Annotated in this window: 17 protein-coding genes; 11 read left to right on the forward strand and 6 right to left on the reverse strand. The window is 46.6% G+C overall.

Features of this window, described 5'->3' with window-relative positions:
- Nucleotides 1–112: 112 nt before the first annotated feature.
- The 3 genes from NDI33_RS11095 to NDI33_RS11105 form a co-directional block, all read right to left on the reverse strand.
- Nucleotides 113–760, reverse strand: a complete 648-nt coding sequence (locus tag NDI33_RS11095; RefSeq protein WP_190411776.1) for a pentapeptide repeat-containing protein — start codon at nucleotides 758–760, stop codon at nucleotides 113–115.
- Between the two features lie 139 nt (nucleotides 761–899).
- Nucleotides 900–2312 (reverse strand): DICT sensory domain-containing protein, encoded by a 1413-nt coding sequence (locus tag NDI33_RS11100; RefSeq protein WP_190675527.1) that lies wholly within the window; start codon nucleotides 2310–2312, stop codon nucleotides 900–902.
- A gap of 99 nt (nucleotides 2313–2411) precedes the next feature.
- The gene (locus NDI33_RS11105; protein WP_190675530.1) at nucleotides 2412–3983 is read right to left on the reverse strand and encodes a photosystem II high light acclimation radical SAM protein; all 1572 of its coding nucleotides are present in this window, start codon (nucleotides 3981–3983) and stop codon (nucleotides 2412–2414) included.
- Nucleotides 3984–4661: 678 nt separating this feature from the next.
- Here NDI33_RS11105 and NDI33_RS11110 point away from each other — a divergent pair.
- From NDI33_RS11110 to NDI33_RS11135, 6 genes are all read left to right on the forward strand, one after another.
- Nucleotides 4662–5057: a DUF1830 domain-containing protein gene (locus NDI33_RS11110; protein WP_190675535.1), complete on the forward strand. Its 396-nt coding sequence runs from the start codon at nucleotides 4662–4664 to the stop codon at nucleotides 5055–5057.
- A gap of 318 nt (nucleotides 5058–5375) precedes the next feature.
- Nucleotides 5376–5813, forward strand: coding sequence for a DUF4079 family protein (locus NDI33_RS11115; RefSeq protein ID WP_190411781.1), 438 nt, complete (start codon nucleotides 5376–5378; stop codon nucleotides 5811–5813).
- Nucleotides 5814–6071: 258 nt separating this feature from the next.
- Nucleotides 6072–6395 (forward strand): hypothetical protein, encoded by a 324-nt coding sequence (locus NDI33_RS11120; protein ID WP_190675537.1) that lies wholly within the window; start codon nucleotides 6072–6074, stop codon nucleotides 6393–6395.
- A gap of 355 nt (nucleotides 6396–6750) precedes the next feature.
- Nucleotides 6751–7656: a PhnD/SsuA/transferrin family substrate-binding protein gene (locus NDI33_RS11125; protein ID WP_242033119.1), complete on the forward strand. Its 906-nt coding sequence runs from the start codon at nucleotides 6751–6753 to the stop codon at nucleotides 7654–7656.
- A 68-nt stretch (nucleotides 7657–7724) separates the two neighbouring features.
- Nucleotides 7725–9632 carry an ATP-binding protein gene (locus tag NDI33_RS11130; protein ID WP_190675539.1) on the forward strand — a complete coding sequence of 636 codons (1908 nt, stop codon included), beginning with the start codon at nucleotides 7725–7727 and terminating at the stop codon, nucleotides 9630–9632.
- A 379-nt stretch (nucleotides 9633–10011) separates the two neighbouring features.
- The gene (locus NDI33_RS11135; protein WP_190675541.1) at nucleotides 10012–11127 is read left to right on the forward strand and encodes an AI-2E family transporter; all 1116 of its coding nucleotides are present in this window, start codon (nucleotides 10012–10014) and stop codon (nucleotides 11125–11127) included.
- A 7-nt stretch (nucleotides 11128–11134) separates the two neighbouring features.
- Here NDI33_RS11135 and NDI33_RS11140 read toward each other — a convergent pair whose 3' ends face one another.
- On the reverse strand, nucleotides 11135–15874 hold the full coding sequence (locus NDI33_RS11140) for a PAS domain S-box protein (protein ID WP_190675543.1): 4740 nt from the start codon (nucleotides 15872–15874) through the stop codon (nucleotides 11135–11137).
- Between the two features lie 270 nt (nucleotides 15875–16144).
- Between NDI33_RS11140 and NDI33_RS11145 the strand changes: the two genes are divergently transcribed.
- The 5 genes from NDI33_RS11145 to NDI33_RS11165 all read left to right on the forward strand — a co-directional run bounded on the left by NDI33_RS11145 (nucleotide 16145) and on the right by NDI33_RS11165 (nucleotide 24207).
- Nucleotides 16145–18043 carry a response regulator gene (locus NDI33_RS11145; RefSeq protein WP_190675545.1) on the forward strand — a complete coding sequence of 633 codons (1899 nt, stop codon included), beginning with the start codon at nucleotides 16145–16147 and terminating at the stop codon, nucleotides 18041–18043.
- A 486-nt stretch (nucleotides 18044–18529) separates the two neighbouring features.
- Nucleotides 18530–20119: an ADP-ribosylation family protein gene (locus NDI33_RS11150; protein WP_190675547.1), complete on the forward strand. Its 1590-nt coding sequence runs from the start codon at nucleotides 18530–18532 to the stop codon at nucleotides 20117–20119.
- A 90-nt stretch (nucleotides 20120–20209) separates the two neighbouring features.
- The gene (locus tag NDI33_RS11155; protein WP_190675549.1) at nucleotides 20210–21370 is read left to right on the forward strand and encodes an AAA family ATPase; all 1161 of its coding nucleotides are present in this window, start codon (nucleotides 20210–20212) and stop codon (nucleotides 21368–21370) included.
- Nucleotides 21371–21375: 5 nt separating this feature from the next.
- Nucleotides 21376–23700 (forward strand): tetratricopeptide repeat protein, encoded by a 2325-nt coding sequence (locus NDI33_RS11160; protein ID WP_242033120.1) that lies wholly within the window; start codon nucleotides 21376–21378, stop codon nucleotides 23698–23700.
- A gap of 60 nt (nucleotides 23701–23760) precedes the next feature.
- On the forward strand, nucleotides 23761–24207 hold the full coding sequence (locus NDI33_RS11165) for an NADAR family protein (protein WP_190675551.1): 447 nt from the start codon (nucleotides 23761–23763) through the stop codon (nucleotides 24205–24207).
- A 256-nt stretch (nucleotides 24208–24463) separates the two neighbouring features.
- On the opposite strand, the gene NDI33_RS11170 is transcribed toward NDI33_RS11165, so the two are convergent.
- Entirely contained in the window at nucleotides 24464–25225 is a 762-nt protein-coding gene (locus NDI33_RS11170) for a phycobilisome rod-core linker polypeptide (protein WP_190411791.1), read from the reverse strand.
- A gap of 80 nt (nucleotides 25226–25305) precedes the next feature.
- Entirely contained in the window at nucleotides 25306–26052 is a 747-nt protein-coding gene (locus NDI33_RS11175) for a phycobilisome rod-core linker polypeptide (RefSeq protein WP_190675553.1), read from the reverse strand.
- Between the last annotated feature and the right edge of the window lie 46 nt (nucleotides 26053–26098).

Raw genomic sequence — 26098 nt, forward strand, 5'->3', positions numbered from 1 at the left:
AACATTTATTCGGCTTCCCTCTCCTTGTAGGAGAGGGTTAGGGAGAGGTGGGAAGGGGCTGAGGGTTAGGTTTTTTTGAGTCCACTGAGAACCGCTAGCAGCAGAGATTTTCTCAGGCTTTTGAAGCCATGCGCTCCGCACAGGTTCCAGTCAAACAAGCTCGATCCAAAGTTACACCAGTCAAGTTAACACTATCTAACTCAGCGCAGAGCAAATTTGCTCCTGTCAAATTTGCTCCGGCAAGATTTGCACCCCGCAAGTCTGCTTCTTCTAGATTTGCTTCGCTAAGCAAAGCGCCACGTAAATCCGCTTGGCTTAAGTCTGCACCTTGCAGATTGGCACCGCTCAAGTTTACACCCCGCAAGTCAGCGCTTCGCAAATCCACGCCTTGCAAGTTGACACTCATTAAGTTGGCACCACTCAAGAAAGCACCAGCAAAAGACGCTTGAGTAAGCTTGGTTCCCATCAAGTTAGCGCCTCGCAAATTTGCCCCGCGCAAGTCAGCACCGCATAAGTCAGCTTGCATCAAGTTAGCGCCCAGAAGGTTTGCCCGCAAGTCAGCGCCTACAAGTTGCGCTTCGATTAAATTTGCACCATCAAGACGGGCGCGTTCCAAGTTGGAGCCACTAAAATTTGTGCCGACGAGGTTGGCACCGGCGAGATTGATACCTCGCAAATCTACTCCTGAAAAATCTTCGTCTTCTAAATCTGTACCTGGCAGTTGCTTGAGTTTGCCGGAGCGAATTGCTTCAATGTCCATTTGCTAATTGCTAATTGCTAATTGAAGGATTGCTAATGAGGAAAAAAGTTTTAAGTTGTAAAATGCTTGCGGTTATCGCGTCTGAGTATGGCATTAAAAAGCTCTCTTTTCACTCAAAACTCATAACTCATCACTTTCATTACCCATTGCCCATTAAGGATGGTTGCACTGCTGTCCCGGCATAAAGATTTGCATCCAAGAGCCACATTCCCGCCGTCACTTTAGTGGGCGTGACAGGTAGAGTCAAACCCTGTTGCATCCCCATGACGAGGAGTGAGAGCGTTTCAACCAATTTGGGATCGAAGCGATCGCCCTGTTGTTGCCGACACTCTTCTAAAGCTTTGGATAAATTCTCTTCGCTGTCGGGATTGGCATTTCTCGCTTGCGCCAGTCGCCACTGAAAGTCTGAGACTAATTCCAAAATTCTCGATTCCAAGGGAATTTCATCACCCGCTAACCCGGCTGGCTCACCCGTCCCGTTCCACCACTCGGTTTGGTGAGTGACGATTTGGGCAACTGCCCGCAGTTGTGACATTCTTCTCAATACTTGCGCTCCTGGGACCAACGGACAAGTCAGCGCACAACTCGGTGCCTCCTCGTCGTAGCGACTCGACTTAGCCGCAGCCAATACACTTTCCGCCCCCTGCAACGGATCGATGCGGTGCAGCAACCCGGCAAGGCGCAGGCGTTTCATCTGCCAAGCGGGTAAATCGAGCATTTGCCCGATCATTTCGGAGAACGCTACCACTTCTGCTGCTGCCATTGGGTTAGTGACATCTGCCATATCCATGAGTTGCGCCATCCGCAAGAATGCCTGGATTTCGTTGGAAACTAAGTTCCGATCCAGCGCTTGTTGGCGAGATCCGGCGGGGATGTCTACATTGGTGCCGGTTGATATATCTTCTTGCCCATGCTGGAGATACTCCACTACGGAAGACACCACTGCACCGAGATTGTGAGGGGTTCCTAAGGAGAGCTGCATGGACTCCTTGCAGGCGATGAGTTTTTTCTCTAGTTCCGGGTTGTAGCGACCAATATGGGCGATCGCTATATCCACCGTTTCTTTCACTAACTCTGGCTCAAACGTCCACAGCCCATAGAATTTGCGCTCCAAGTCAGACGCGGGTAGCCCTGCTGCACCATAATCTTCTTCCGAAAGCTCTTGACACAGCACCATCGCCGTGTACGTCGGCGAAAAGATGATTAAGTGCCACTCTTGGGCAACCGGATCGGAGGGATCTAAGCCCACTAAATCCACGTTTGGGCGTTGGCTAGTTGGGTGTTCGGTAAACCCCGAATCTGACGCCGCCATAATCGCGATCTGACCTGCTTTCTGTGCGATGTCTCCATAGCGATCGGCTTCTTGCAGATACCATTTGCCTCTTTGAAAAGCGGCAATGGTCAAGGGAGAACTGTCCTCCGTTAAGATGTGGTCTTCTAGCGCATGGCACAGGGCAACGAGGGTGTTTTTGTAGTACACCCCAAATCGAATTGGTCTTTTACTCGATCTGTGGGCAACTTCTAGCTGTTGCAGAATGGAGCCTTCTAACATAATTTTGGTTTTATTAAATGAACCGCAAAGACGCAAAGAGCAAGGGAAGAAGAGCAATGCAGGCTAGGGTGGGCAATCGCTACTTAGCTATTTATGAAGCTAAGATACCGTAACTAGGTGTTTTTCTTTTGGCTGAATCGGTGCCGCAAGGGCTTCTTCTAAGTCGGCACAACCAAGTTTTTCCTCGAGGATTTTCATCACTTCTCGCCCGAAATCGTTGGGGTTTTGTTGCCATGCTTGCAGGCAAACTTCCCCAAAGAATGAGCCGAGGGGTTCTGGATTCCAAAGTAATTTTTTGGCTGTCCACGGCATAATGCTCATGGGATTGTATCCGGGTTTAAGGACATTCTGCTCGAAGGCATATTCTTCTAAATGAGTATGGGGTTGTAAGCCAATAAAGAAGATTGCCGGTTCGACTTTATCTGCACCAAAGATCCGCTCTAGTTCCCGGTGGTAGGCAATGGTTTGGCGAATCGTTTCATGCGTTTCGTCGATTACATTAAATGAGTAATTGACGGAAACCAAATCGTTGAAACCTGCTGCTTTTAAGTCGCGGCAATTTTCTAATACGGTTCGCAGGTTATAGCCCATCCGCATCTTCCGCACAAGTTCTTGAGAACCGCTGGTAATGCCGATTTCAAAGTAGTTCATGCCGGTTTTTGCCATCAAGTCGCATAACTCAGGCGTTAAATTGTCTGCCCGAATATAAGCTGCCCAATGGATATCTTTCATCCCAGCATCGAGGATTTTCTGCAATAGCTCAACGGCGTCATCGATAAATTTCCGAGCTGGGATAAACTGAGCATCGGTAAACCAGAAGTTACGAATCCCTCGGTTATAAAGTTGTTGCATCTCTGCGACAACTTCATCGGCTGGGTTAATCCGTACCTGCTTGCCCTCAATCACTGTATAAATGCAGTAACAACAGTTGTGGGGACAACCCCTCTTTGTCTGCACGCCGACGTAGAAATCTTCGTCTTGCAGATAATATTGAAACTCAGGCCAAATCGTTTCGATGTAGTCGTAATTGCAGGCAGTTTTTTCGATATTCGTGGGACGTTCGTGGATCATGCGATCGCGTGGCGTTGTCTCTCCCACCACATAGCATCGTTCATCCCGAAAATCTTGCCCTCGCAGCATTTTCTCCAGCAGCGCTTCGCCTTCACCCACCGAAACAACTGTCCCGGATGGCAGACTCTTACCGAGTTGTTCGTAAAATACGCTCACAGCACCACCACCGACAACGGCTTTGGCTTCTGGATGATATTTTTGAGCGCGTTTGAGTCCCCGTTTGATTAATCCCAGGTTGCGCCACAGTTCGGTGTAGTATGCCGTGGTGACGCGCAACCCTCCCAGTGCCCCGCGCAATTTCAGCAGCGGATTTTTGGCGTAGTAAAACTCAAAGGCGTGCTGGAGTGGGTTGCCACCTCTGCCTCCCACGGGCGCATAAATCTGAATATCGCGCCAGGAAAATACTAGGAGTGTAGGTTTAAATTCATCGACACATTTATCCAACGCCCCAGTGAAATCTAGAGGCGGCACGGTTCCTAAGTCAAAGATCCGTTGTTCGACTTCTGGGAATTGCTTGTGTACGTGATCGGATAAGTAAACCACTCCGATCGGGAAAATCGGGTTGCAGGGGAGACGGACGTAGAGAATTCGATTATTCATCGTGTCTTTTTGTATCTAAATTTACTACTACTGAGATGGAAAGCGGCAAATGCGATTGCTTTCTCAAAAATTATTCTGGCTATGACTTGCTCTCAGGATTCGAGCCATGTTTGGTATCTTTAGCGACTAGATGTGAATCCGCCATTGACCCGCAGGACTTACTGGCGACAGCAGCACCTCTGTATCTATAAATGAAATGATTCTGAAAGGTCTTTATATAACTTTACGATAACATTGACTATCCTCAGTCTTGCCCTGATTTTGGTTCTGGAGCCAAAAAAGAAAGCCGAACACTGCAAAATCGATCTCTAGTGGCAGCCGGTTCTCAACAACAGTGGCAGCCGGTTCTCAACAACAAGTCAAAATTCAGCACCAATTCATTGCTTATCCTGGAAAAACCTTGGCTTCGCTTGCATTTTCATCTGGCAATGCTGGCATGAGACGTGAGGGAGGTATTTTTACCGGGAGTCATATGCGAGTCGGAAGCTTAAGCACGGAAAATTGCCGTTACAATCGCCAGTAGCAAAGATTACTAAAACGGGAATTTTTTCCTCTAACTTTGGGGGGATATCTCACCAGAATATTCAGTTGGTATTCGTGTTTACAACAAGCCGGGATCGCCGAATGTTAGCTTAGTTATGGTAATCCTAGGCAGTGGCGCAAAGCTCCTCAGCAGTTATGGCTCAAATACTCGATCCCCTTCCTTCTGGTAACAGCGATCGCATTCTGTGCTGCTACGTTAATGCTACAAGCCACATTCAAATTGCTCGGATCTCTAACGTTCCGAACTGGTACTTTGAGCGCGTTGTCTTTCCAGGACAACGCTTAGTGTTTGAAGCAATGCCCGAAGCGAATCTGGAAATTCATACAGGGATGATGGCAAGTGCCATCCTCTCAGATACCATTCCCTGCGATCGCTTGTGTATCAGTGAAGGCAATGATTCTGAGTCAAATACAATCGACCTACACGATGAGGAAAAAAAGATAATAAACGATAATACCCGGAAGCTTGAAATCCAGAAAAAGAGAAATTTAGAAACCGTAGAATCTTTAACAACCGCTTATATTGGCTAGTTTTGCTGAAAAAATTCAGTAATTTCAGGGTTGTCATAAGCGACAGCTCTTTTTTATAGGATTTTTAGCGATTAGCGATTAGCTTTTAGGGAAATTAACTGGTTAATTCTCGTATACGTAGATAGACAAATTCTTTTTTCTCAGCGATCTAGCAGTCCTATTATGATTCGTAAAAGCGAGATCCTAGGGCACCTCTTCCGAAGTCGGGGAGCTGAAGGGCTGGTATCTCTCCGCTAAAAGTAGGATTGCTATTGCACCAAGCGAACAGCTTAAGATGAAAAGTAGATGCTGCTGTAGCTGAATGTAAGTAAGTAACGAGTGAATCTACCTTCTTTTCTCTGGCTCTGGAAAATTGCTGCATGGTCGATGGGCTTGTCGATATTAGCCTACCTATTGCTGGGAGTTACTGGCAGTTGGATGTTTGCGGCTCGTCAGCAAAGAAGTTCGCAACCGCGATGGTTGCGTCTTTTTCACTACGCCACTGGCGCAATTCTCGTGGCTCTCGTCTTGCTGCTGCTCGCCATTGGGATTGTCGGCACCTTAGGTCATTATGGTAGCCTCGCTCACTCGGCGCACTGGATTGCCGGGTGGGCAGTGGTTGTATTAGTGTTGCTCTCAGCGGGAAGTGCAATTCTGATTAATCCCAACCGAGCTTGGGCGCGTTCGGTTCATATTGCAACTAATCTAGTGTTATTCGTAGGATTAGCTTGGGTTTCGTTAACCGGCTGGAGCGTGGTACAAAAGTATTTACCCTAGATTTAACCTTACTAGGATGGTCACAGACTAAAGTCTATGCTGTTTAGATAACCATCTTTCTTCGCAAAGCTGGTGAGCATGGATGGGAAACCCCCGCCGCTACAGAGTTTTTTCACGGAGCAGGCTGGAAATCCGTCGGTGGGGTGAGTGGCACTAACCGAAAATTCGTGAAAATACACAAAGTTATTTCCTTAAGCGAACAGCTTAGGGTTTTTGACTCGACTAAGATGAATTAAAGTAAGCCTTTACCGCTGAGCGATGCGCGATCAAATAATCCCAGGCGTGATTTTCGTAGTAGCTCTTGCTATTTTTTTAGGCGGTATCGTGGGCGTGCGCTTCCCCCTCGGTAGTGAGAGTGCGGGGCAAGTAGTTCCTGCGGGTAGTCAAACGACAACACCATCGCCCTCTCCTACACCGACCACTACGGTTACCCCAGTTCCAACCGTAACCCCTACGGCAACAACCCCTCCAGTAACGCAACAGCAACAACAACAACAACAACCTGCAACCCGCAGCAATCCTTATACCCCATCGCAGGTAGACCTACCACCCGAAGAAGATCCGGTGCCAGCGTTGTGGTAATCGGCTGTTAGAAATTGCAAAGGAATACAACGTGCGATGGAGTCGCTACACGAGGTTCGTGTAAGCGATCGCATTCCTCTCGCCATAAAGTCGTATCGTCGCCTACAGTAAGACAAGCGCGAACCGACAGGTCGGCGCTTCGCTATCGCCAAGGTTAATACTCATAGAAATATGGGCGGCTTTAATCTCGCGTTCTGCAAGAAAATCAGCCGCTTATGCCTGCAACTTTAATAACGACAAACCTTTTTATAAGACTTTTAAAGTTAATTCTTTATTCTACGATTAGAGTTAAATAGCTTACGACCTATTCTTAACCAAAATCTAATTTTAATTAGTTAGAATTATTTCTATTTGTTTGTTGGCAAAAATTATGCGGCGACGCCATTTTTTTTGGTATTCCCTAATATTAATCACAAGCTGTACCGCAGCAAGTAACCCTAATGATAGAGATTCGCCTTCAAATGCCAGAAATTTCCCTGAAAAGCTCCGATTTACAGTAACCGATATTCCGAGCCTTGAAGAGTTGCAGCGTAATTATGGGGGATTGCGGACGGCACTAGAGGAGGTACTGGAAACGAAACTTGAGTTTGTTCCCGTTGAAACATACATCGCCGCCGCCGCCGCCTTACAGTCAGATCAGCTGGATCTTGTTCTCACAGGCCCCTCGGAATATGTAATCATGCGTGCTAGGACAAATGCGGTTCCTGTCATCGGCATTACTCGACCAAACTACCATGCAGCTATCTGTGTCTCTGCTAACAGCAAGATCGAGTCAGTAGCACAGTTAAAAGGTAAAAAAATTGCCATGTGGCAGTTAGGCTCAACCAGCGGTTATCTGGGTCCCACCAAGTTTTTGATTGATGCTGGATTAGATCCTAAATCTGACCTAAAAATCCTCATGTTAGGAAGTCAGGGACTACCCGCCTTGAAAAAAGGTGAGGTCGATGCTTGGGGAGGGTCTACTGTTAAGTATGAGAAATTCCTCCAAGATGAAGGCTTATCTGAGAGTGAGTTACCGCTAATCGTGAAAGGGCCGCTTCTCCCCAAGGACTTATTTGTTGCCAGTAGTAAGCTCGATCCTGAATTCGTTAAAGAGATGAGAGATCGCGCAATTAAAAATCAGGACAAACTAATTCAAAGTCTTTTATCCGTCGAGGAAGGTAAGTACAAAGGCTCTCAGATAGTTCCGGCGAATGATGCTGATTACAATATGATTCGCGAAGTCTATAAAGCTATTGGACAAGGTAGTTTTGTTCAATAGCTTTAATCGCTTGATTCGACTATTTTTGGATATTTTTCTTGTTTTTTTTAACCTCTAGACTTTCCTCAATGGATCTCAAAAGACATGGGGTTGCAGATAAGCCTAACTTAGATAACCAAGGGAACACCTTGAAATTTTCTACAAACTGGGTAAGACGCTTCATTCCGCGCTTGAGTATAGCCAAAAAAATTGGTTACGGTTATTCCTTGGCTATCGGCATAGCGGTTTTAGGAACAACGATTGGTCTAATTAGCGGAGACTATTACGAAAAGAAGGCTCAAAAGCAGCTAATAATTGCCGAGAAGCAGCAAAATCTCCTCAGTAACTTAGAAAATGCTGTTGGTGAACTGCGAGCGCACCCACAGCGGCTGGTTACTGTACTAGGAGAACCAATTTGGTTTGACTACGAAACTGCTAAGTTTTTTACAAGTGTTAATCGGAGCCAGACAATATTATCAGAATTCCACTCTTTTATAGACAGCTACCCCGATAATTTAGCAACAAAGCCTACAGATTTAAAGAATTTATTGAATGGTTATGAAACCAATACCGAATCCTACACTCAGTTAATTAAGTTTCTCTGGCGGCAGATTGATCCAGCTAACTTGAAAACAGAAGAAATTTCGGTAGCGCAGCAAAAGTTCTTGAATTCTATCACAAGCAAAACAGCGACTAATATCATTGTTAGTTTCGACCGATTAGCAGAGAGTTTAACTAGGCTGAAAGAGACAGCAGAATCTCAACAGATAGAAGCAAAAAACAAGCTTGGGCAAGCCGAGACACTAAGGCTGCAAATTATTGTTGGGAGTATGCTGCTGTCAGTGGCGATCGCAGTGGCGTTGGCGATTATTACGGCTCGTGCGATCGCTCGTCCCCTCGAAGCAGTCACTCAAGTTGCCAGAGCCATCACTCAAGAATCTAATTTTGACCTCCGCAGTCCAGTTACCACTGAGGATGAAGTGGGGTCATTAGCAACCTCTCTAAATTGCCTAGTGCAGTGGGTCGGAGAATATACCCACGAACTAGAGTTAGCTCGTCAGACACTAGAGGAGCGAGTAGAACAACGAACCGAGGAATTGACACAAGCGCTTCAAGAACTCCAACAAACCCAATCTCAACTCATTCAAACTGAAAAAATGTCCAGTTTGGGAGAGCTAGTTGCAGGTATCGCTCATGAAATTAATAACCCCATCAATTTCATCTACGGTAATCTGGAACACGCTAACGTTTATACGCAAGAACTGCTTAATTTAGTACATCTGTATCGGCAGCAGTACCCTCACCCTACCCCTCTTCTTCAACACGAGATTGAAGCAATTGACGTGGACTTCCTTACGGAAGATTTTACCAAAATCCTGTCTTCTATGAAGATGGGCACTGAACGTATTCGGCAAATTGTTTTGTCTTTGCGAAACTTCTCCCGGCTAGATGAATCTGAGATGAAACCAGTCGATATCCATGAAGGGATAGAAAACACGTTGTTGATTCTCAATCACCGCCTTAAGCGGGGAATTGAGGTAATCAAAGAGTATGAAGATTTGCCTCTCGTTGAGTGTTACCCAGCTCAACTCAACCAGGTATTTATGAATATTATCAGTAATGCAATTGATGCTTTGGAAGAGACCAAGAGCAAAAATGAGAGACAGGAAGAAGCGGAAGCAATAAACAAGGGATTTCCCATCCAAAATAAAAAAATAATAACCGAAAAATCGCAGATTATGATTCACACGGAACGGTTCAACTCTAACTATATTCGGGTAAGAATTCGAGATAATGGTTTTGGAATTCCTTTGGAAATTAGAGACAAGCTGTTTAATCCGTTCTTCACAACGAAGCCGGTAGGTAAAGGCACTGGCTTAGGACTCTCCATCTGCTACCAAATCGTTGAAAAGCACAAGGGGAAAATCGAGGTAATTTCGGAGTTTGGACAAGGAACAGAGTTTGCGATCGCATTGCCTATAAAAACTCACAACTAGCGTTAGCTCTTAAAAGAACTGCTATAGCAATCCGATTTGAGTTGTGAGATGCCAGCGAAAGCGAGATCCTAGGGCAACTCTTCCGAAGTCCGGGATCTCGGTTTCGCTGTGAAGAGCGCATCCCTTTGTTAAGGCTACAAAAAAGGAGGCAGAAGTTTATCTGTTGCAGACAAACAACAAAATAGTATATCGCTTCACGCGCAAACCCCGTCCTCTCTATCGTTGCCTCGCAGATGGATGTTAAATTGTTTAAGATCCTCTGCAAAGACTTTCACAGCTTGCCCCCAAAGAGCGGCTGCTGTCTTGAAAGCAAAGTTTTTTCTAAATAACTTTAGCAGGAGTCCTACGACCCACTCTCCCCCATTGAGATAGAGCAAAGATGAATCGTGCCTTTTCACCCCTCCAACAGTTTCTAATCACTTGGCTGCTCGTTCTGACAAGCGGTTGGGTGACGATTTTGGCGCTGAGATATGTGGGTGAGTTGATTAGCATTTTGCTCACCGCCGGACTGATTGCCTTTTTTCTCAACTATGCGGTTGCCGTTTTGCAAACTTTCTTGCCCCGGAGTGTGGCAGCAATCTTAGTTTATTTGATAGCAGCCTTAACTCTGGTACTCATTGGCCTGACTGTAGTACCGCCAGTGTTTAATCAGGGGCGGCAATTGGTGACAAATCTACCTTCGCTCCTAGAGTCTGGACAACAGCAATTAGCTACCTTCCAAGCTTGGAGTGCCGAACACAATTTACCGTTTGACGTGCGAATTTTGGCTTCTGAGTTGTTGGCACGAGTACAAGCGCAAGCCCAAGCGATCGCTACCAGAGGTTTTGGCTTAGTATTAGGCACTTTTAACTGGTTTTTTGACTTAATTCTAATTCTCGTTATTTCTTTTTATATGCTCATTGATGGTGAGCGAGTTTGGCGGGGACTGACGAGTATTTTCTCATCCAAAATTAAAGATGGTTTGACAGAATCATTGCAACGAAATTTGCAGCGATTTGTGTCGGGTCAGGTGTTATTGGGTGTGTTTATGGCAACGACTCTTTCCCTCGCATTTTGGGCATTGCACGTGCCATTCTTCCTAGTATTTGCGGTTTTTATTGGGTTGATGGAAATCATTCCCTTTATCGGAGCAACTTTAGGAATTGCCACGGTTGTGATTGTGGTAGCGTTTATCAATTGGTTTCAGGCGCTGCAAGTCTTAGCCATAGCGATCGCACTTCAGCAGATAAAAGATAATTTGGTCGCACCCCGAATTATGGGCAATTTGACAGGTCTATCGCCAGTGATTATCTTTGTCTCTCTCCTACTCGGAGCGAAATTGGGGGGATTGTTAGGAGTGATTCTAGCAATTCCCCTAACAGGTGTCGGGAAAAGTCTTGCAGAAATTGTCCTCGATCCCATGCTGCCACCTCAAACCGGATCGTTTTTTCACAACCCCTTTGCGAAGGAAGTCCTTATCACCACAGAGGAGCAAAGGGGAATTCCTAGCAATTAGCAATTCCTTAAATTTCCTTAACCCAAGATTGAATGCGGCTGAGCGCTGTTTCTAACGCAGATACTATCTCAGTCGTTCCTGCAAGTTGGTAGTGGGAGGCGAGTTCCTCCAGCTTTTGGGCATTGCTTCGCATCCCCTCTACTCCGACGTTGGCACTCGCACCTTTGATGTGATGAGCTTCTTTTGCAAGACTATCAAAGTCATTGATAGCGATCGCTCTTTTCACCGATTCTAGATGAGCCTGAACTTCCGTGAAGAACATTTGCAACAGTTCCAACTCAAACTCCCTGCTGCCCTCAGAAAGTTGATGCAGATGTTCCCAATCCACTAAATCTTGTAAAGACGAGAATCGCGTTTCTACATCTTCCCGTGTGGCAACACCCCCACTGCTGGCATTTGCATCTTGAAAAATGACTTTCGTCCAATGGTCGATTAGCAATGCTAACTGTTCCCTTGATACTGGCTTACTCAAATAGTCATCCATCCCAGCATCAAGACAGCGTTTGCGGTCTTCTTTCATCGCGTTAGCGGTTAGGGCAATGACAGTGGTACGGCGCGAACCTTCTCCTTGTCGCCGCCGAATCTCTCGCGTTGCTTCATAACCGTCGAGAATCGGCATCTGACAGTCCATCAGAACTAAGTCATAGGGAATTTTTTCCAATAACTCTACGACTTCCTTCCCATTCGCAGCGACATCGGCTTCATAACCCAAAGTATTTAGCTGCTTGAGGGCAACTTTTTGATTAATCAGATTGTCCTCAGCTAGCAAAATTCGCAACTTGCTTTGGGGAATTGGAATTCGGGAAGGTTGGGGTGAAAAATTCTTCTCCTCTACTTCTTTGCCTACCTCTTTGCCTCTGTCCCGCAGTTCCTCTTGCTTCCCCAAGATGGAGACAATGGTATCCAATAAGCGAGATGGCTTGACTGGCTTAATCAAATGGGCAGCAAATCCTGCCTTCGTCGCCCGTTGCGCCTCCCCTCGCTGATCGGCAGAAGTGAGCATAATCAAGGGTAAATTAGCCAGCATGGGATTTCCTTTGATTTGCTCGCCCAAAGTGATGCCATCAACGTTGGGCATTTGCATATCAATCACCGCCACATCATAGGGAATTCCCCACTCCAGAGCTTCTTGCAAAACTCTCATGGCGGCGGCAGCACCATCCGCCTCATCTACTTGCATTCCCCAGTGCGCCGCCTGAGAGCGAACCACTTTGCGGTTCGTGGCATTGTCATCAACTACTAGCAGACGCCGTCCCGCTAGATTGGTAGAAGTTTGGATGGGTGGTGTTATCCGTTCCGCTTGCTTTTTGAAAGGCACTGTAAACCAAAACTTGCTTCCCTTCCCTGGTTGGCTCTCAAAGCCAATTTCTCCTCCCATTAAGGTGACGAGCTGTTTGCAGATGACCAGTCCCAAGCCGGTGCCGCTATACTGGCGCGTGGCAGAGGAGTCTACCTGGGAAAAGGGTTGAAACAATTGGCTCATATTTTCTGGGGTGATGCCAATGCCCGTATCGGTGACAGAGAAGCGAATCGTTACCACGTCCTCTGATTCGCCCTTCCCAAGAGAATTTGCGGCGGTGTCTGATTGTAGTTCTGCCCTGACCACAATTTCACCAGCGTTGGTGAACTTAATGCCATTGCCAATCAGGTTGGTAAGAATTTGCCGCAGACGACCGACATCGCCTTGGAGGTGGGTGGGAACGTTGCGATAGACCAAGGCAGCAATTTCCAGATCCTTGGCATGAGCTTGGGGAGCTAATAAATCTAAGACTTCTTCTACACAAGTAGATAAGTCAAAGTCTAAAACTTCCAGATCCATCTCTCCAGCCTCTAGTTTGGATAAGTCCAAAATCTCGTTAATCAGGCACAGAAGGGCATCTCCACTAATGCGAATCGTTTCAACAAAATCCTTTTGCTCTGTAGTCAGGGGGGTGTCTAAAAGCAGCCCAGTCATCCCCAAAACGGCATTCATGGGGGTACGGATTTCGTGGCTCATGTTTGCCAAAAAGGCGCTTTTGGCTTGAGAAGCTGACTCAGCTTGGTGACGGGCGATCTCTAGTTCCTGGCGCTGGAGGGTTTCTTCTTCTAGGAGTTGGGATTGAGCCAGGGCAATGCCGACTTGGTCTGCGAGTTGTTGCAGCAGTTCGACTTCAAAGCTAGACCACTGTCGGGGTGAGGTGCATTGGTGGGCAATCAGCAGTCCCCAAAGTTCGTTTTTCTGCAAGATCGGGATGACTAATTTTGCCTTGACTGCCAAATGCTGCAAAAATTCCCGATGACACGGTGAAATCTCAGCATTTTCTACGTCAGCCACAATCCTGATTTTTCCGTGGCAGTAGTCCTCATGGTAAGCTTCGGGGAAGATTTCCGCACTGAAGGTTTGCCCTAATAAGGCGGGCAGACCAGAAACGACATTTTCGGTGACGATGGTACCCGTTTTATCGGCTGCCAGACGATAAATCACTACGCGATCGCACGCGAGAGATTTTCTGACTTCGGTAACGGTGGTTTGAAGAATTTCTTCGAGTTGTAAGGACTGGCGAATTTTTAGGGTAATTTCGGAAAATAATTGCGATCGCAAGTTCTGTCGTTTTAATTCCTCTTGTGCCTGTTTACGCTCTATCCAGAGAGCAATCCTGTCCGCTGCAAATTCCAGCGACTGGAGAACAGATTCATTGAGGGGTTGACGAGCAAATATTGCCATCACTCCCATCACAGAGCCTTCAATAATCAGGGGATATCCAGCGAAGGCGACCATTCCTTCCCGCACCGCCCATTCTCTATCCAGAATCTGAGGATCGTCTACGACAGAATTGGTCAGGTAGGGTTGGCGCGTTTGGGCGATTTTGGCGATTTTCAGGGTGGCGATCGGAACGCGGCGATATAAGCCCTCAACCTGCGCGTACATCCCAGCACTGGCTTGCAGTTCCAGCATCCTCTCCTCCCGGTTGAGCGTCCAGATCCGCCCAAATGCTGCGTCCAAATACTTCACCATTGCCTCGGTGCAGCGCTGCAAAATGCTTTGCAGGGTGTCGCTTTGAGTGAGGGCAGAATCCACCTCGGCGCGGAAGTGAGCGAGACGGGCTTGCAGCGCTAATGCTTCTTGTGTCCTTTTGTGGTTGGTAATGTCCCGCGTCACTTTGGAGAATCCGCGCAGGTTTCCAGCGTCATCATATAAGGCGGTTACGACAGCGTGCGCCCAAAACCGCGAACCATCCTTCCGCACGCGCCAGCCTTCGGCAACGCTATTCCCTTGAGCGATCGCGATTTCTAGTTCGCTTTGCGCGATCGCTTGTTGATTTTCTCCTGGCTCATAAAAACAAGAAAAATGTTGACCGATGATTTCCTCCGCTCGATATCCCTTAATCCTTTCTGCTCCCGCATTCCAGCTCACAATATATCCCTTGGGGTCGAGCATATAAATTGCATAATCTTTGACCCCTTCTACGACTAAGCGGAAGCATTCTTCGCTTTTTCGCAGATCCTCCTGCGCCTGCTTGCGACTGGTAATATCTTCAGAAATCCTTAATAAATACTGTGAGTTTCCTTGGGCATCTAAAATCGGTAACTTTTTAGTATGTAATATTCTTAAACCTTTATCTTTTGTCTGTATCCGCTCTTCTGGGATATCTAAAATTTTTCCGGTTGCCAGCACTTCTCGATCGGTAGCGGTGAAAAAATCTGCTTCTTCTTTGGTAAACAAGTCATAGTCATTCTTTCCCAGCAACTCTTCAGGGTTACGACCCATTAATTTTTGACCCGCTTTATTGAAACGCACAAAATTAAGTGCTTGGGCATCTTTGACAAAAATAATGTGGGGAATATTTTCGACAATTGAGTTCAGAAATGTCTGGGTATTCCGCATTTCTTCTTCATGACGCTTGCGCTCGGTAATGTCATGAGCGACTGCGTAAATCGCTTGCTGTTCGGACAAGGGCGTTGCTTTCCACAACAGCCATCGATAAGAGCCGTCTTTGCAGCGGTAGCGATTTTCAAAAGAAATTGTATCTATACCTGTAGAAAGTTGTTGCACTTGGGCAATCGTTGCTTCCCGGTCGTCTGGATGCACAAATTCGATAAACGGTTGGCTTTGCAGTTCCTCATTGGTGAAGCCGAGAGTCTTTGACCATGATGGATTTAGACGTTTAAAATAGCCATCCATCCCGGCAATACACAGCATATCTAGAGACAGGGTGAAGAATTGAAGCTGTTCTTCTTGTGCCTTGTCGCGCTGTTTTATCGCCTGTGCCAATTCACGATTATTCCGTCGCAACTCCAGTTGCGTCATCACCTCCCGGCTGAGTGCTTGCAGCGCCACCCGCTGTTGGGGACTCAAATCTCGCGGTACGGAGTCAATCACACACAAAGTTCCCAGCGCCAAGCCTTCTGGCGTTAACAAAGTAGCACCCGCGTAAAACCGGATATTCGGATCGGAAGTCACGAGGGGATTATTGGCAAACCGCTCGTCAGTGGATGCATCGCGGATAACAAATAGGTCGGTTTGCAGGAGAGCATGGGCGCAAAAAGCAATGTCACGAGGAGTTTCCTGAGCCGTGATGCCAACTTTTGATTTAAACCACTGCCGATCCGTATCAACTAAGCTGACGAGGGCAATTGGTGTACCGCAGATGTGTGCAGCCAAAAGCGTCAGATCGTCAAATGCCTGTTCTGCGGCGGTATCGAGGATTTCATACTGCTGTAGCGCTTGAATCCGTTCTGGTTCGTTTTCGGGTAAAGGTGCTTTCATCTACGTTTTTGAAGGGTAGCATTCTAATTTTTACAGGTGTATTCAAAGCAATGCATATTTGTAAAGTTATTCAAATCGAGGGCGATCGCTATATCTCCTGCCTCGTTATGGCTTCCCTAAGAGCGATCGCCCAAATTTTCTGTTAACATCCACAAAAATGCCGATTGCAAGAAACTGCTGGAACGTTCCAGATTGCCTGCTAATGTAAGTAATTATACAGACAATAAATTTCCGCTCATTTAGGCAAGAGTGAAATCATTCATCATTTCTATGACCCAGCAAGAATACCTAAAAATTCTATTAGTTGAAGATAGCCTTGTGAGTCAGACCGTTGTATTTAAACAGTTAAAGAAGTTAGGGTATGAAGCAAATGTTGCTGCTAATGGTCAAGAAGCATTATGGATGAGATCCCAAGGAAAATATGACCTAATCCTCCTCGATTGCCAGATGCCGATACTAGACGGTTATGAAACTGCACAAAGAATTCGTCAATTAGAAGGTGATGCGCGACAGACAATCTTGATTGCAATGACTGCCAACGGCATGAAAGCAAATCGGGATCGCTGTCTAAAGGTCGGCATGGATGATTATCTACTTAAGCCGGTTCGTGAGGAAGAGTTGGCAGCTAAATTAGAAAATTGGATTGAAGTTATTATTAAAAATAAGCAGGCAATCGCATCCTCATCTGCCTCCTCATCTATAGATTTAACAAGTAAAATTATTCCCGTTGACTCCAGTGCTAACCCGGACGAGTCAAGCGTCAATGACTGGGTGGATTTAAATCGCTTAGACGATATAACCTTGGGGGATCTGAAATTGCGAAACGAAATTCTACAAGCCTTTTTAGAAGATACAAAAGTAAACTTATCATCGATAAAATCAGCAACTTTTTCTAAAAATTTTGAAGCGATTGAACATAAAGCCCATCAAATTCGGGGTGCTAGTGCGAATGTTGGCGTCAACAAATTAAAAAATTTAGCCGACCGATTAGAACTTCAGAGCCAACAAAAAAACTTTAAGGAAGTGACTCAATTGGTAATTCAAATAGAAAATCATTTCCAAAAGATTCAATCTTTTTTGTTTGAGATAATTGACTGGGAGAGGGTGGAGGGTGAAACTCCAGTCCTTCTTCACGCCAATCGGTCTGGAGGGACGCAGGTTGGTTCCACGTCAAAAATTTTAATTATTGATGACGATCCTAGCGTTCGGTTAGTCGTCAAAAACTCACTCCAACTTCTAGGTCATGAAGTCATAGTAGCGGCGAATGGTGAAGAGGGATTAAGGAAAGCAAAGCAGCTACACCCTCATCTAATTATTTGTGATTGGATGATGCCAGTCATCAATGGGCTGGAAGTGTGCCGTCAGGTTAAATCCGATCCAGAATTATCTTTGGCATTTTTTATTTTGCTGACGATTCGTGGGGATGTAAAAGACCGGGTGGAGGGTTTAGATACTGGAGCTGATGAGTATCTCCCAAAACCAATTGATATGAGTGAATTACGGGCGCGGGTGGGCGCGGGATTGCGATTGCAGCGATTAACGCAAGAATTGAGCGAAGCGAATCAGGCACTGCGACAAGCGAATCAGCAATTGACTGCCCGTAATGAATTGCTAGAATCTTTGTCGCTGACCGATCAGTTAACAGGTTTATTAAATCGGCGGGCAATGGATCAGGCATTGCCTCATATGCTGCGGCAAGTCGGCAACCGCGATGCGAATACTCGCTACCGTTATTTGTGTGTATTTCTGATTGATGTGGATCATTTTAAGCGGGTGAACGATACATATGGTCACACAGTGGGGGATTGTGTGCTGCAAGCGATCGCAGGACGACTACAATCCAATGCACGCCCTAGCAGCCTGTTGTATCGCTATGGCGGTGAAGAATTTGTCTGCATCACCCTGGGACTGAATCTGCACAATGGTTTAGAGTATGGTGAAAGTTTACGCTCTTGCATCGCCGAATGCCCTTTCAAGATTTCTAACGATCTGCTGCTACCCATTACGATTAGTATCGGTGGCGCGATCGCTAGTGCTGTTAATTTAGTTGATTCTCAAGATTTATTACATCAAGCCGATCGAGCGCTTTACAGAGCTAAGCATGAAGGTAGAAATTGCCTACGAATGTTTTCCTCGTGGGAAAATATTGTTGAGATGGGTCACGCTTAAATTAGTTTGGAGTTGCTAATTCTCTCAACGATGCGATCGGAGCGTTACAGTAATGCTTGCACTTCAGTATTTACCGTTGAGCTTTATTAATAGAAATTTTTAATTTCAGGATATTGAAAATAACAAATGCAACTATTTTTAAATTAAAACTATATAAACTAATGATTATACTTTATTTGATTTAATTGTCAACGTTTTTAGAAGATTTTACTTAAAATTACAATCATAAAAATCATAAAAAAATGAAATTTAATTTCTGATTCTCGATTGCTTATCAGTGGCTGTACAGGAAACAAAAAGTCAATAGCAGTGATTCCGAGCCTAGCAGAAGGATGCCCAAAAGTTTAGATTTGCCGCCAGTCATCAGAGTAAAATTAAGATGGTTTAAGAGCCTGACAAGAGAACTTCAGACAAGCGAGGAGTGCTAGTTGCAAGACCGCTGCGCTTACCCCGCATCCGCTTGGCGATGCTGTGAGGAGGGAGGAAATGAAAAATTTCAAACCAGGAAGCGTAGGAGCGATAACCGCAGGCCCCTTTAGTGATTTTCAGGGTGTGGTAGTTAAGTTGCAGCCTGGAGAAAAGATTGTTGTTGAAGTCGAAATATTGGGTCGCAAAGCAGAAATCACCCTAAATCAAGAGCAATTCGAGTTACTGGGTGAAGACCCCCGTCCCCGCTTCCGGGACGAGATTGAAAAAGATATCGACCAGATGCTTCAGGAGGAATTTGATAATTGGTGGCTAAAGCAGTTGGATCGACCAGAGGATGATTTAGTTGCCGAGTGGTCTGCTTTCTGTGCATTTCGTCAAGAATTTGAGGCGAAAGTTGCTGTAGAACGACAGACTTTGCTCAATGCTTTTGAAGCATCTTTTACCGCGATCGCAGAACATGGTGTCTCATGGGCAAAACAACGCTGGGAAACAGAAACAGAACGCTGGACGCCAAACGCCTATCGGCACGAAGAATTCTACAAAGCAGCGCGTCAGCAAATAAAAGAATGTCCTGATGATTCAGGTCATTGGACGGATATCTGGCGACATCTGTGGCAAGCGGCAAATGAACGTTCCTGGAAAGCGGAATATATGGCATGGCGTCAGGAAAATCTGCCAGATGCTGCCACGATCGAGCAGATGCGCCTGGACGCCCGACAAAAAGCGCAAGCGTTGGTGGAAAGAGTGCGATCGCTGGTACAACAAACCCACGGCTTGACCTTACCCGACCATGTTTTTGCATTCTGGGCTTTCTGGCTCAGCTTAACTCCGATTGAGCGGCAAGAAATGCACTGGATTGCAACACCTTGCGGTTTGTTTGATTTATTCAGTGAAGAAGGTTTGCAGCGAAAACCCATACCAGAACTTGACCATCGCTTACATTACCGCTATTACCGCGATCCGCCGGAGTTTCTCACTTTGCTGTACGGGGGCGGCGATGGTCTGCATTTTGGTCTTTGGTACGATGACCCCAGAGAACTGCCCACGGGTGTGATGTATTACTGGAACAACGATGGCATTCCCGTCTGTGATGACGGTTGTCAAACATTGCTCCAACAGGTTCGCTTCCAAATCGAAAAAGCGGTCTCTCAGCTGGAATATGACCGCTATGACAACGATTCTCGGCATCGACGAGTTAGACTCTCAGCACTCCGCGATGCGGTGATGGCGTTTGAAACCGCGGAACGCCCTGAAATGGGAAGTCTGTACGAGAAAGCCTACAAACAACAGCGGCTGGGTGCCAGGATTGCGACTGAGGATGGTGCGGGGGTGGCAATTCCCGGCTTCAGCGCCGAAACTTTCCCTCAGCGCGATCTTGAAGTAATCAGAACGGCTATCTTAGGGGATGCCCCCATTGTCCAAGACTGGATTGCGGCAGCACTAGAAGCTTGTGCCGAGGGTCAACCGGCTGAGGCGCTGGCATTCGGTCGGGACTTGCACTGGCTTTCCGGCGGGAATCCAGAACGAGAAGCGGCTGCTGCCAAACTGCTGGATGCTGCCTACCGCGCACTCGGTCGAGATGCTTTGGCTGCGATCGCATCTGTCCATTATCAAAAGCGATCGCTCCAGTCAGTCAATATTTATTAGCGACAAAGTTTCTGTACTACTCCTCTTAATCCAGTAAATATACGTCGTTAAAGACGTACAATAAACTCAACGTAAATCCAAGGCTGATAAATGAGAGCCAATCCAGGGGGAGAAATCGCTCCATCTGAGGTATTTGGACGGGATAAGCTGATTCAGAGCTTGTGGCGTAGTTTAGAGCGACAGAGCCTCGTCCTCAGTGCAGAACGGCGGATGGGGAAAACCAGCATTCTTAAGAAGATGAGAGCGGAGGCTCCAGGGGACAAGTTACCTGTGTACCGCGACCTGGAAAAAGTGCGATCGCCATTGGAATTTGCCCAGACTATCTTTGAGGATGTGGAGGGCTATTTAAGTGGTTCAAAACGGACGGCGGCGAAAGCGAGGCAATGGCTGGAAAACCTGACAGGTTTTGAGATAGGTGGTGTGGTTAAGTTTCCTGATAATGTTGCTGGACAGTGGAAAACTCTGCTGACCAAAACTATCGAAGACCTTGTGGAGCATCAAGATCGCACGGTGATTTTCTTCTGGGATGAAATGCCGTTGATGCTCGACAACATTAAGAAGCGAGAAGGCGAGAGTGCGGCAATGGAAATTCTGGATACGCTGCGATCGCTGCGTCAGACTCACTCCGAGTTGCGGATGGTCTATACAGGCTCAATTGGCTTACACAATGTCCTCACTTCCCTCAAAAGAGCAGGGTATGCCAACCGTCCAACAAACGATATGAAAACTGTAGACGTGCCGCCACTGTCACCTGCTGACGCTCAGGAATTAGCGCGACGGTTGCTGGAGGGAGAAAGTATCGAGACGGACGATTTACAGGCAACAGCGCAGGCGATCGCAACTGCTGTAGATGGCATTCCCTACTTTATTCATCACATTGTTGACCATCTGGTACAAGAGGATGACACAGTGAATGTTGCGATGGTCGATGAGGTTGTCAACTCTTATCTTATTGATGCACAAGATCCTTGGGATTTGCGTTACTACCGTGAGAGAATTGACACCTACTACGCCAACGACGAAAAACAGCTGGTGCTGAACCTGCTGGATATTTTGGCAGTTACTAATCAACCACTGCCGTTTAATGAACTGTTTAACAGACTTCAGTCTCAGCTGAGTAACGCAGATCGTGAAAGAGCAAGGGATGTACTGACACTAATTCAGCAAGATCACTACATTAGCCTGCAACCTGAAGGCTATTACTTTCGCTTTCCGTTGATTCAACGTTGGTGGCACATGCAGAGGTGTTAAGCAGTATGAAAGTAACATACCTGTCTCGCTTCACCCCTAGTTTGATGACGCCCGAAGCGTTAGAAAATATTTTTGTCCAGCGTCATAAGCTAGCACAGCAGCTAATTGAACTTATCCACGAAAGTACTACAACTCCATCAAAGCATTACACGCTACTAATCGGGCCGCGTGGTATTGGTAAAACGCACTTTATTTCACTGGTTTATCATCGCATCCGCAAGATGGATGACCTACAAAATCGCCTCCTCATCGCATGGTTACGAGAGGACGAATGGGGTGTCACATCCTTTCTAGACTTGCTACTGCGTATCTTTCGAGCATTGCACAAAGAGTATGAGGATGCCCAACTGGTTGAGCGTGTTGAATCGCTTTACGAATTACCATCTGAGGATGCTGAGCGTGTAGCCGCTGCATTACTCAAAGAAGTCATCGGGAATCGGACGCTGCTCCTTCTGATGGAAAACCTGGATGAGGTGTTTGCGGGGTTGGATGACGAAGGGCAAAAACAACTGCGTGCATACCTGCAAGAAAATGCCTTTTGCACCATTGTGGCGACAGCTCAAAGCTTATTTAATGGAGTCAAACTTCAGACTTCGCCCTTCTATGGTTTCTTCCGGGTCCGCTATTTGAAAGCCCTGACATTGGATGAAGCGGTGCAGCTATTGACGAATGTGGCAAAACTGGAGGGTGATCGCGATCTAGAATCTTTTATCCAAACTCCCATAGGACGCGATCGCATCCAAGCAGTTCATTACCTTTCTGGTGGCAGTCCTCGCGTCTATATTATTTTCTCCGCGTTCCTCACCCGCAAGTCGCTTGATGAACTGGTGGAAGCGTTTATGGCAATGTTGGATGATCTAACGCCTTACTACCAGGAACGGATGAAGTGTCTCTCGCCGCAGCAGCGCAAGATTGTTGATGTGTTATGCGATCGCCGCCAAGCTGTCACCGTCAAAGAAATTGCTCAACGCTGTTTTATAACTCATCAGACAACATCCAGCCAACTCAAGAAACTCTTAGAAATGGGCTATGTCCGTTCCGAACCAGTTGGACGCGAGTCATATTATGAAATCCGTGAACCGCTGATGCGCTTCTGTCTTGAAGTGAAGAAGCAGCGAGGAGAGCCAATTCGGTTATTTGTGGACTTTTTGCGTCTCTGGTACACGCAGACGGAGTTAGAACGGCGATTAGAGATGCTCTCGGCTGATGCTGTCCTTGAGCGACAATATGTACTTCAGGCGCTACAGGCGATTGAAGCAGAAAGAGAAAATCAGTGCGTAGCAGCATACGTTAAGGAGTATAAAGCTTATGTTGAGCGTAAAGACCTTACTAAAGCCCTGCAAGTAGCAGAGAAATTGGTAGCAATTCGCGGTGATATAGAAGATTTGTTCGTACAAGGATTCTGTCAGTTTTTACTCAAATACCACAACAAAGCATTAATGTCCTTCGACAAAGTAATTGAGTTGCATCCAGATAATGTGGAGGCTTGGGGTTTTCGAGGCGTAACGCTGAACGTCCTAGGGCGCTATGATCAAGCATTGGCATCTTTTAACAAAGTTCTGGAGCTTGACCCCCACAATTCGCAAGCTCAGAGAGACCGAAACGAGGTATTAGTCAAACAGTTGATTGAGCTTGCCTCGAAATATGCGCCAGTTTGGATCAGCCGAGGTGTGGCGCTGGGTCAACTCGAACGTTATGATCAAGCCTTAGCATCATACGACCAGGCAATTAAGCTTGCGCCAAAATATGCCCCAGCTTGGCGCTACAGAGGCTGGGTGCTAAGCAAACTAGAACGCTACGATGAAGCCCTAGCATCCTGGGATAAGGCGATCGCACTTGGCGATCAATCTTCATTTGTTTTTTTCAGCCGTGCTGAGTTGTTACTACCGCTAAACCGATGGGATGAAGGCATTGCAGCGTTGGGCGATGCGCTCAATCGCTTTGCCCATGCGGATGAACCAGACACGGGAGATACAAAGGCAATTATCCGTAACCTGTTCAACAGCACGCACGATGCAGCGATATGGCAATCGCGTATTACAACCCTAGTAGAGCTTTACAAAAAGCACGAAGTTCTCCCCCCATTGGGGAAAGGACTTGTAGAGAGCATTCCCGCTTTCATGTCAGAAATGGTTAGCGACAAAGCAGCGCGGACATGGTTGGAGGTGTGGCGGGAACTGACGAGCGATTGTAAAGAATTTCAAATCCCTCTGCGTCTTCTTAATGCTGCTGTTCGCTATCGCCAGACAAAAGGCGATCGGCGTGTTTTGCTAAAGCTTCCCATCGAAGAACGCAACTTGTTAAAACAGGTGCTAAAAATAGATAAGTAATAATTCAGTTTTTAATTCTGATTTTGCCGCTCAGGATTCACTAGACTAACTACTTTTAAAATGACAATTTACTTTTACAGCACTCGCGAAAAATATAGTTTTTTCTCCAATTTTTCGCCTCACGGCTTTGAATTAGATGGGTTTTATTGGCCTACCAGCGAACATTATTTTCAAGCACAAAAGTTTGTTGGCACACCCCACGCCGACCAAATTCGCCAGGTAAAGACACCGAAGGATGCGGCAAGAATGGGACGAGAGCGATCGCGGCCCCTGCGTCCCGATTGGGAACAGGTAAAAGATGACATTATGCGAAAAGCCGTGCTACGCAAATTTGAGACTCATGCCGACATTCGCGAAGAATTACTTTCTACAGGCGATGAGTTAATTGTTGAAAATGCACCTGGTGATTATTATTGGGGTTGCGGTGCTGATGGTAGTGGCAAGAATATGTTGGGGCAAATTTTAGTAGAAGTGCGAGAGATACTACGCCTTAGCAACCAGCAATAACAGAAAGAATCGGCTCAAGCTAGAGCAGAGCAATTAGCAGAGAGATTGCGCTCAATGGGGATTAATCCAGATGAGGTGTGAGTAGGCGATCGCCTATGCCGTATGCACCCAAAAAGTTTGTGGCTCTGATGACCGCTCACTCTAACGACTAGATGTCTTTATAGGACATTATCTAGCTGTATTGAGAGCAGGAATCAGAGCCACAGTTTAGTTTTATCAGAAGTGCAAGCAGTCTAGGAAACTAGCACTTTATCCCTTAGCGGTTGCCACGCACGGGCACTCGGCTGAGGTAGTCAATGTCAAACGCAGAGACCCGTTGTGGGTAGTTGCGCTTGGTACTGAGCGACGCCGCAACCTCGCGGAACCGGCGGGGATCGCCTTCGGGAAGTTGCCGTTCTTGGTTCTTGCGGCTGTAGAACTTCTCCACAGTGAAGCGCCAATCGGTCTTGACTGTGCCAGCACTTTCGCGGAAGTCTTCGCCATAGCGAGGCGTCACCAGGTTAAAAGGACGCTGTTCCATCCGCTTGCGCTGGTAGGGTACGGTGAAGTCCCCAAAGTTGTCGGTATATTCTTCGCTGTTCACCAAGGCATCAACAAAACCGCTGAAGCCCAAAGTGGCAATTTTAATCGACCAAGCGATTTCTTCGGCTTTGTTGTAAGGCTCCCGACCTAAAAAACGCTTGAGACAAATGTTTACAAGGCGATAGTTGTTATTGACCGAGACAACCACACGGTAAAATGCCTCTGACTTCGCCAGACCAGCAATAAATTCCCTTACTGTAATCGTCGCATTTTTCAGCTGAGATTCTAGGGTAATCTGACGGTTGAATCTGAGGATTTCATGCTCGCTGAAGACTTGGCGATAAGCCGCCCAAATCAGCTGCTCCATTTCTATCGGTGAATTGGCATCTTCCACGCGATAGATGTATGGGGTATCTTCGTTAAGATCCGCTTTTCCAAAGCTCTTAACTCGTTGGTTTTGGGTGGTTGGTTTGTATTCAAGTAATGGCAGTGCCATTTAAAAATCTCCCTTATAAAGTGGTTGAGACTTCCTATTTTCCAGCATCGGGGTATCCTCTGGTCGATGGAATCCCCGTGCTACTGGAGAGGAAAACTTACTTGCGAGTTAATCGAGACTCGTGTCTCTTGCGCTGTATTATCCCGTGTCATGTCGGGAATTTTGATGTTAGCCGTGTTAACGGTAACAGTATTGGTGACAGCTTTCGGGTTGATTGCCCGTGCCATATCCAAGAAGTTTTGCACATTGCCCCATTTGTAGCGTGCACTTTCTTCCTTATCGCGCCAGTAATCGGCGTAGCTAGGCGTCACCAAGTTAAAGGGTCGATCTTTGTAGCGACGACGCTGATAAGGCACCGTACTGTCGCCAAAGTTAGACTGATACTCCTCACTATCGACTAGGGCATCAATGAAGCCGCTCAGTCCCTTAGTGGCAATCTTAATTGACCAGGCGATTTCTTCGTCTTTGTTGTAGGGTGCCCTGCCCAAGATCCGTTTGAGGCAAACTTCGACGACTCGATAGTTGGAGTTTTTCTCAACAACCAAGCGGTAAAATCCCTCAGTCTTCGCCAAACCTCGGATGAAGTCGCGCACAGTAATGGCACGGTTCTTCACTTGAGATTCTAGGTCAACCTGACGAAAAGAATTGAGGATTTCGTGTTCGCTGAAAACCTGACGGTAGGCTGCCCAGATTAATTCTTCAAGATCGCTATTGTCAATGCAGTTTTCAAGGCGATAATTCCGGGGAGTATCTTCGTTTGGCACTTCGTAACCCGATACTCGCTGGTTCTGCGAACTGGGTTTGTATGAAAGCAAAGGGATGGACATAGGTAAATTGTTAGTTCCTATCTTGTTGGATTGCTAATTGCCATGA

Origin of the sequence: Trichocoleus sp. DQ-A1 (genome assembly GCF_039961955.1) — a bacterium.
Taxonomy (GTDB): Bacteria; Cyanobacteriota; Cyanobacteriia; order Cyanobacteriales; family FACHB-T130; genus FACHB-T130.

Coding starts and splice junctions, on each gene's coding strand:
- NDI33_RS11095 (WP_190411776.1), bottom strand. CDS start 760: ATGGACATTGAAGCAATTCGCTCCGGCAAACTCAAGCAACTGCCAGGT.
- NDI33_RS11100 (WP_190675527.1), bottom strand. CDS start 2,312: ATGTTAGAAGGCTCCATTCTGCAACAGCTAGAAGTTGCCCACAGATCG.
- NDI33_RS11105 (WP_190675530.1), bottom strand. CDS start 3,983: ATGAATAATCGAATTCTCTACGTCCGTCTCCCCTGCAACCCGATTTTC.
- NDI33_RS11110 (WP_190675535.1), top strand. CDS start 4,662: ATGGCTCAAATACTCGATCCCCTTCCTTCTGGTAACAGCGATCGCATT.
- NDI33_RS11120 (WP_190675537.1), top strand. CDS start 6,072: ATGCGCGATCAAATAATCCCAGGCGTGATTTTCGTAGTAGCTCTTGCT.
- NDI33_RS11130 (WP_190675539.1), top strand. CDS start 7,725: ATGGATCTCAAAAGACATGGGGTTGCAGATAAGCCTAACTTAGATAAC.
- NDI33_RS11135 (WP_190675541.1), top strand. CDS start 10,012: ATGAATCGTGCCTTTTCACCCCTCCAACAGTTTCTAATCACTTGGCTG.
- NDI33_RS11140 (WP_190675543.1), bottom strand. CDS start 15,874: ATGAAAGCACCTTTACCCGAAAACGAACCAGAACGGATTCAAGCGCTA.
- NDI33_RS11145 (WP_190675545.1), top strand. CDS start 16,145: ATGACCCAGCAAGAATACCTAAAAATTCTATTAGTTGAAGATAGCCTT.
- NDI33_RS11150 (WP_190675547.1), top strand. CDS start 18,530: ATGAAAAATTTCAAACCAGGAAGCGTAGGAGCGATAACCGCAGGCCCC.
- NDI33_RS11155 (WP_190675549.1), top strand. CDS start 20,210: ATGAGAGCCAATCCAGGGGGAGAAATCGCTCCATCTGAGGTATTTGGA.
- NDI33_RS11160 (WP_242033120.1), top strand. CDS start 21,376: ATGAAAGTAACATACCTGTCTCGCTTCACCCCTAGTTTGATGACGCCC.
- NDI33_RS11165 (WP_190675551.1), top strand. CDS start 23,761: ATGACAATTTACTTTTACAGCACTCGCGAAAAATATAGTTTTTTCTCC.
- NDI33_RS11170 (WP_190411791.1), bottom strand. CDS start 25,225: ATGGCACTGCCATTACTTGAATACAAACCAACCACCCAAAACCAACGA.
- NDI33_RS11175 (WP_190675553.1), bottom strand. CDS start 26,052: ATGTCCATCCCTTTGCTTTCATACAAACCCAGTTCGCAGAACCAGCGA.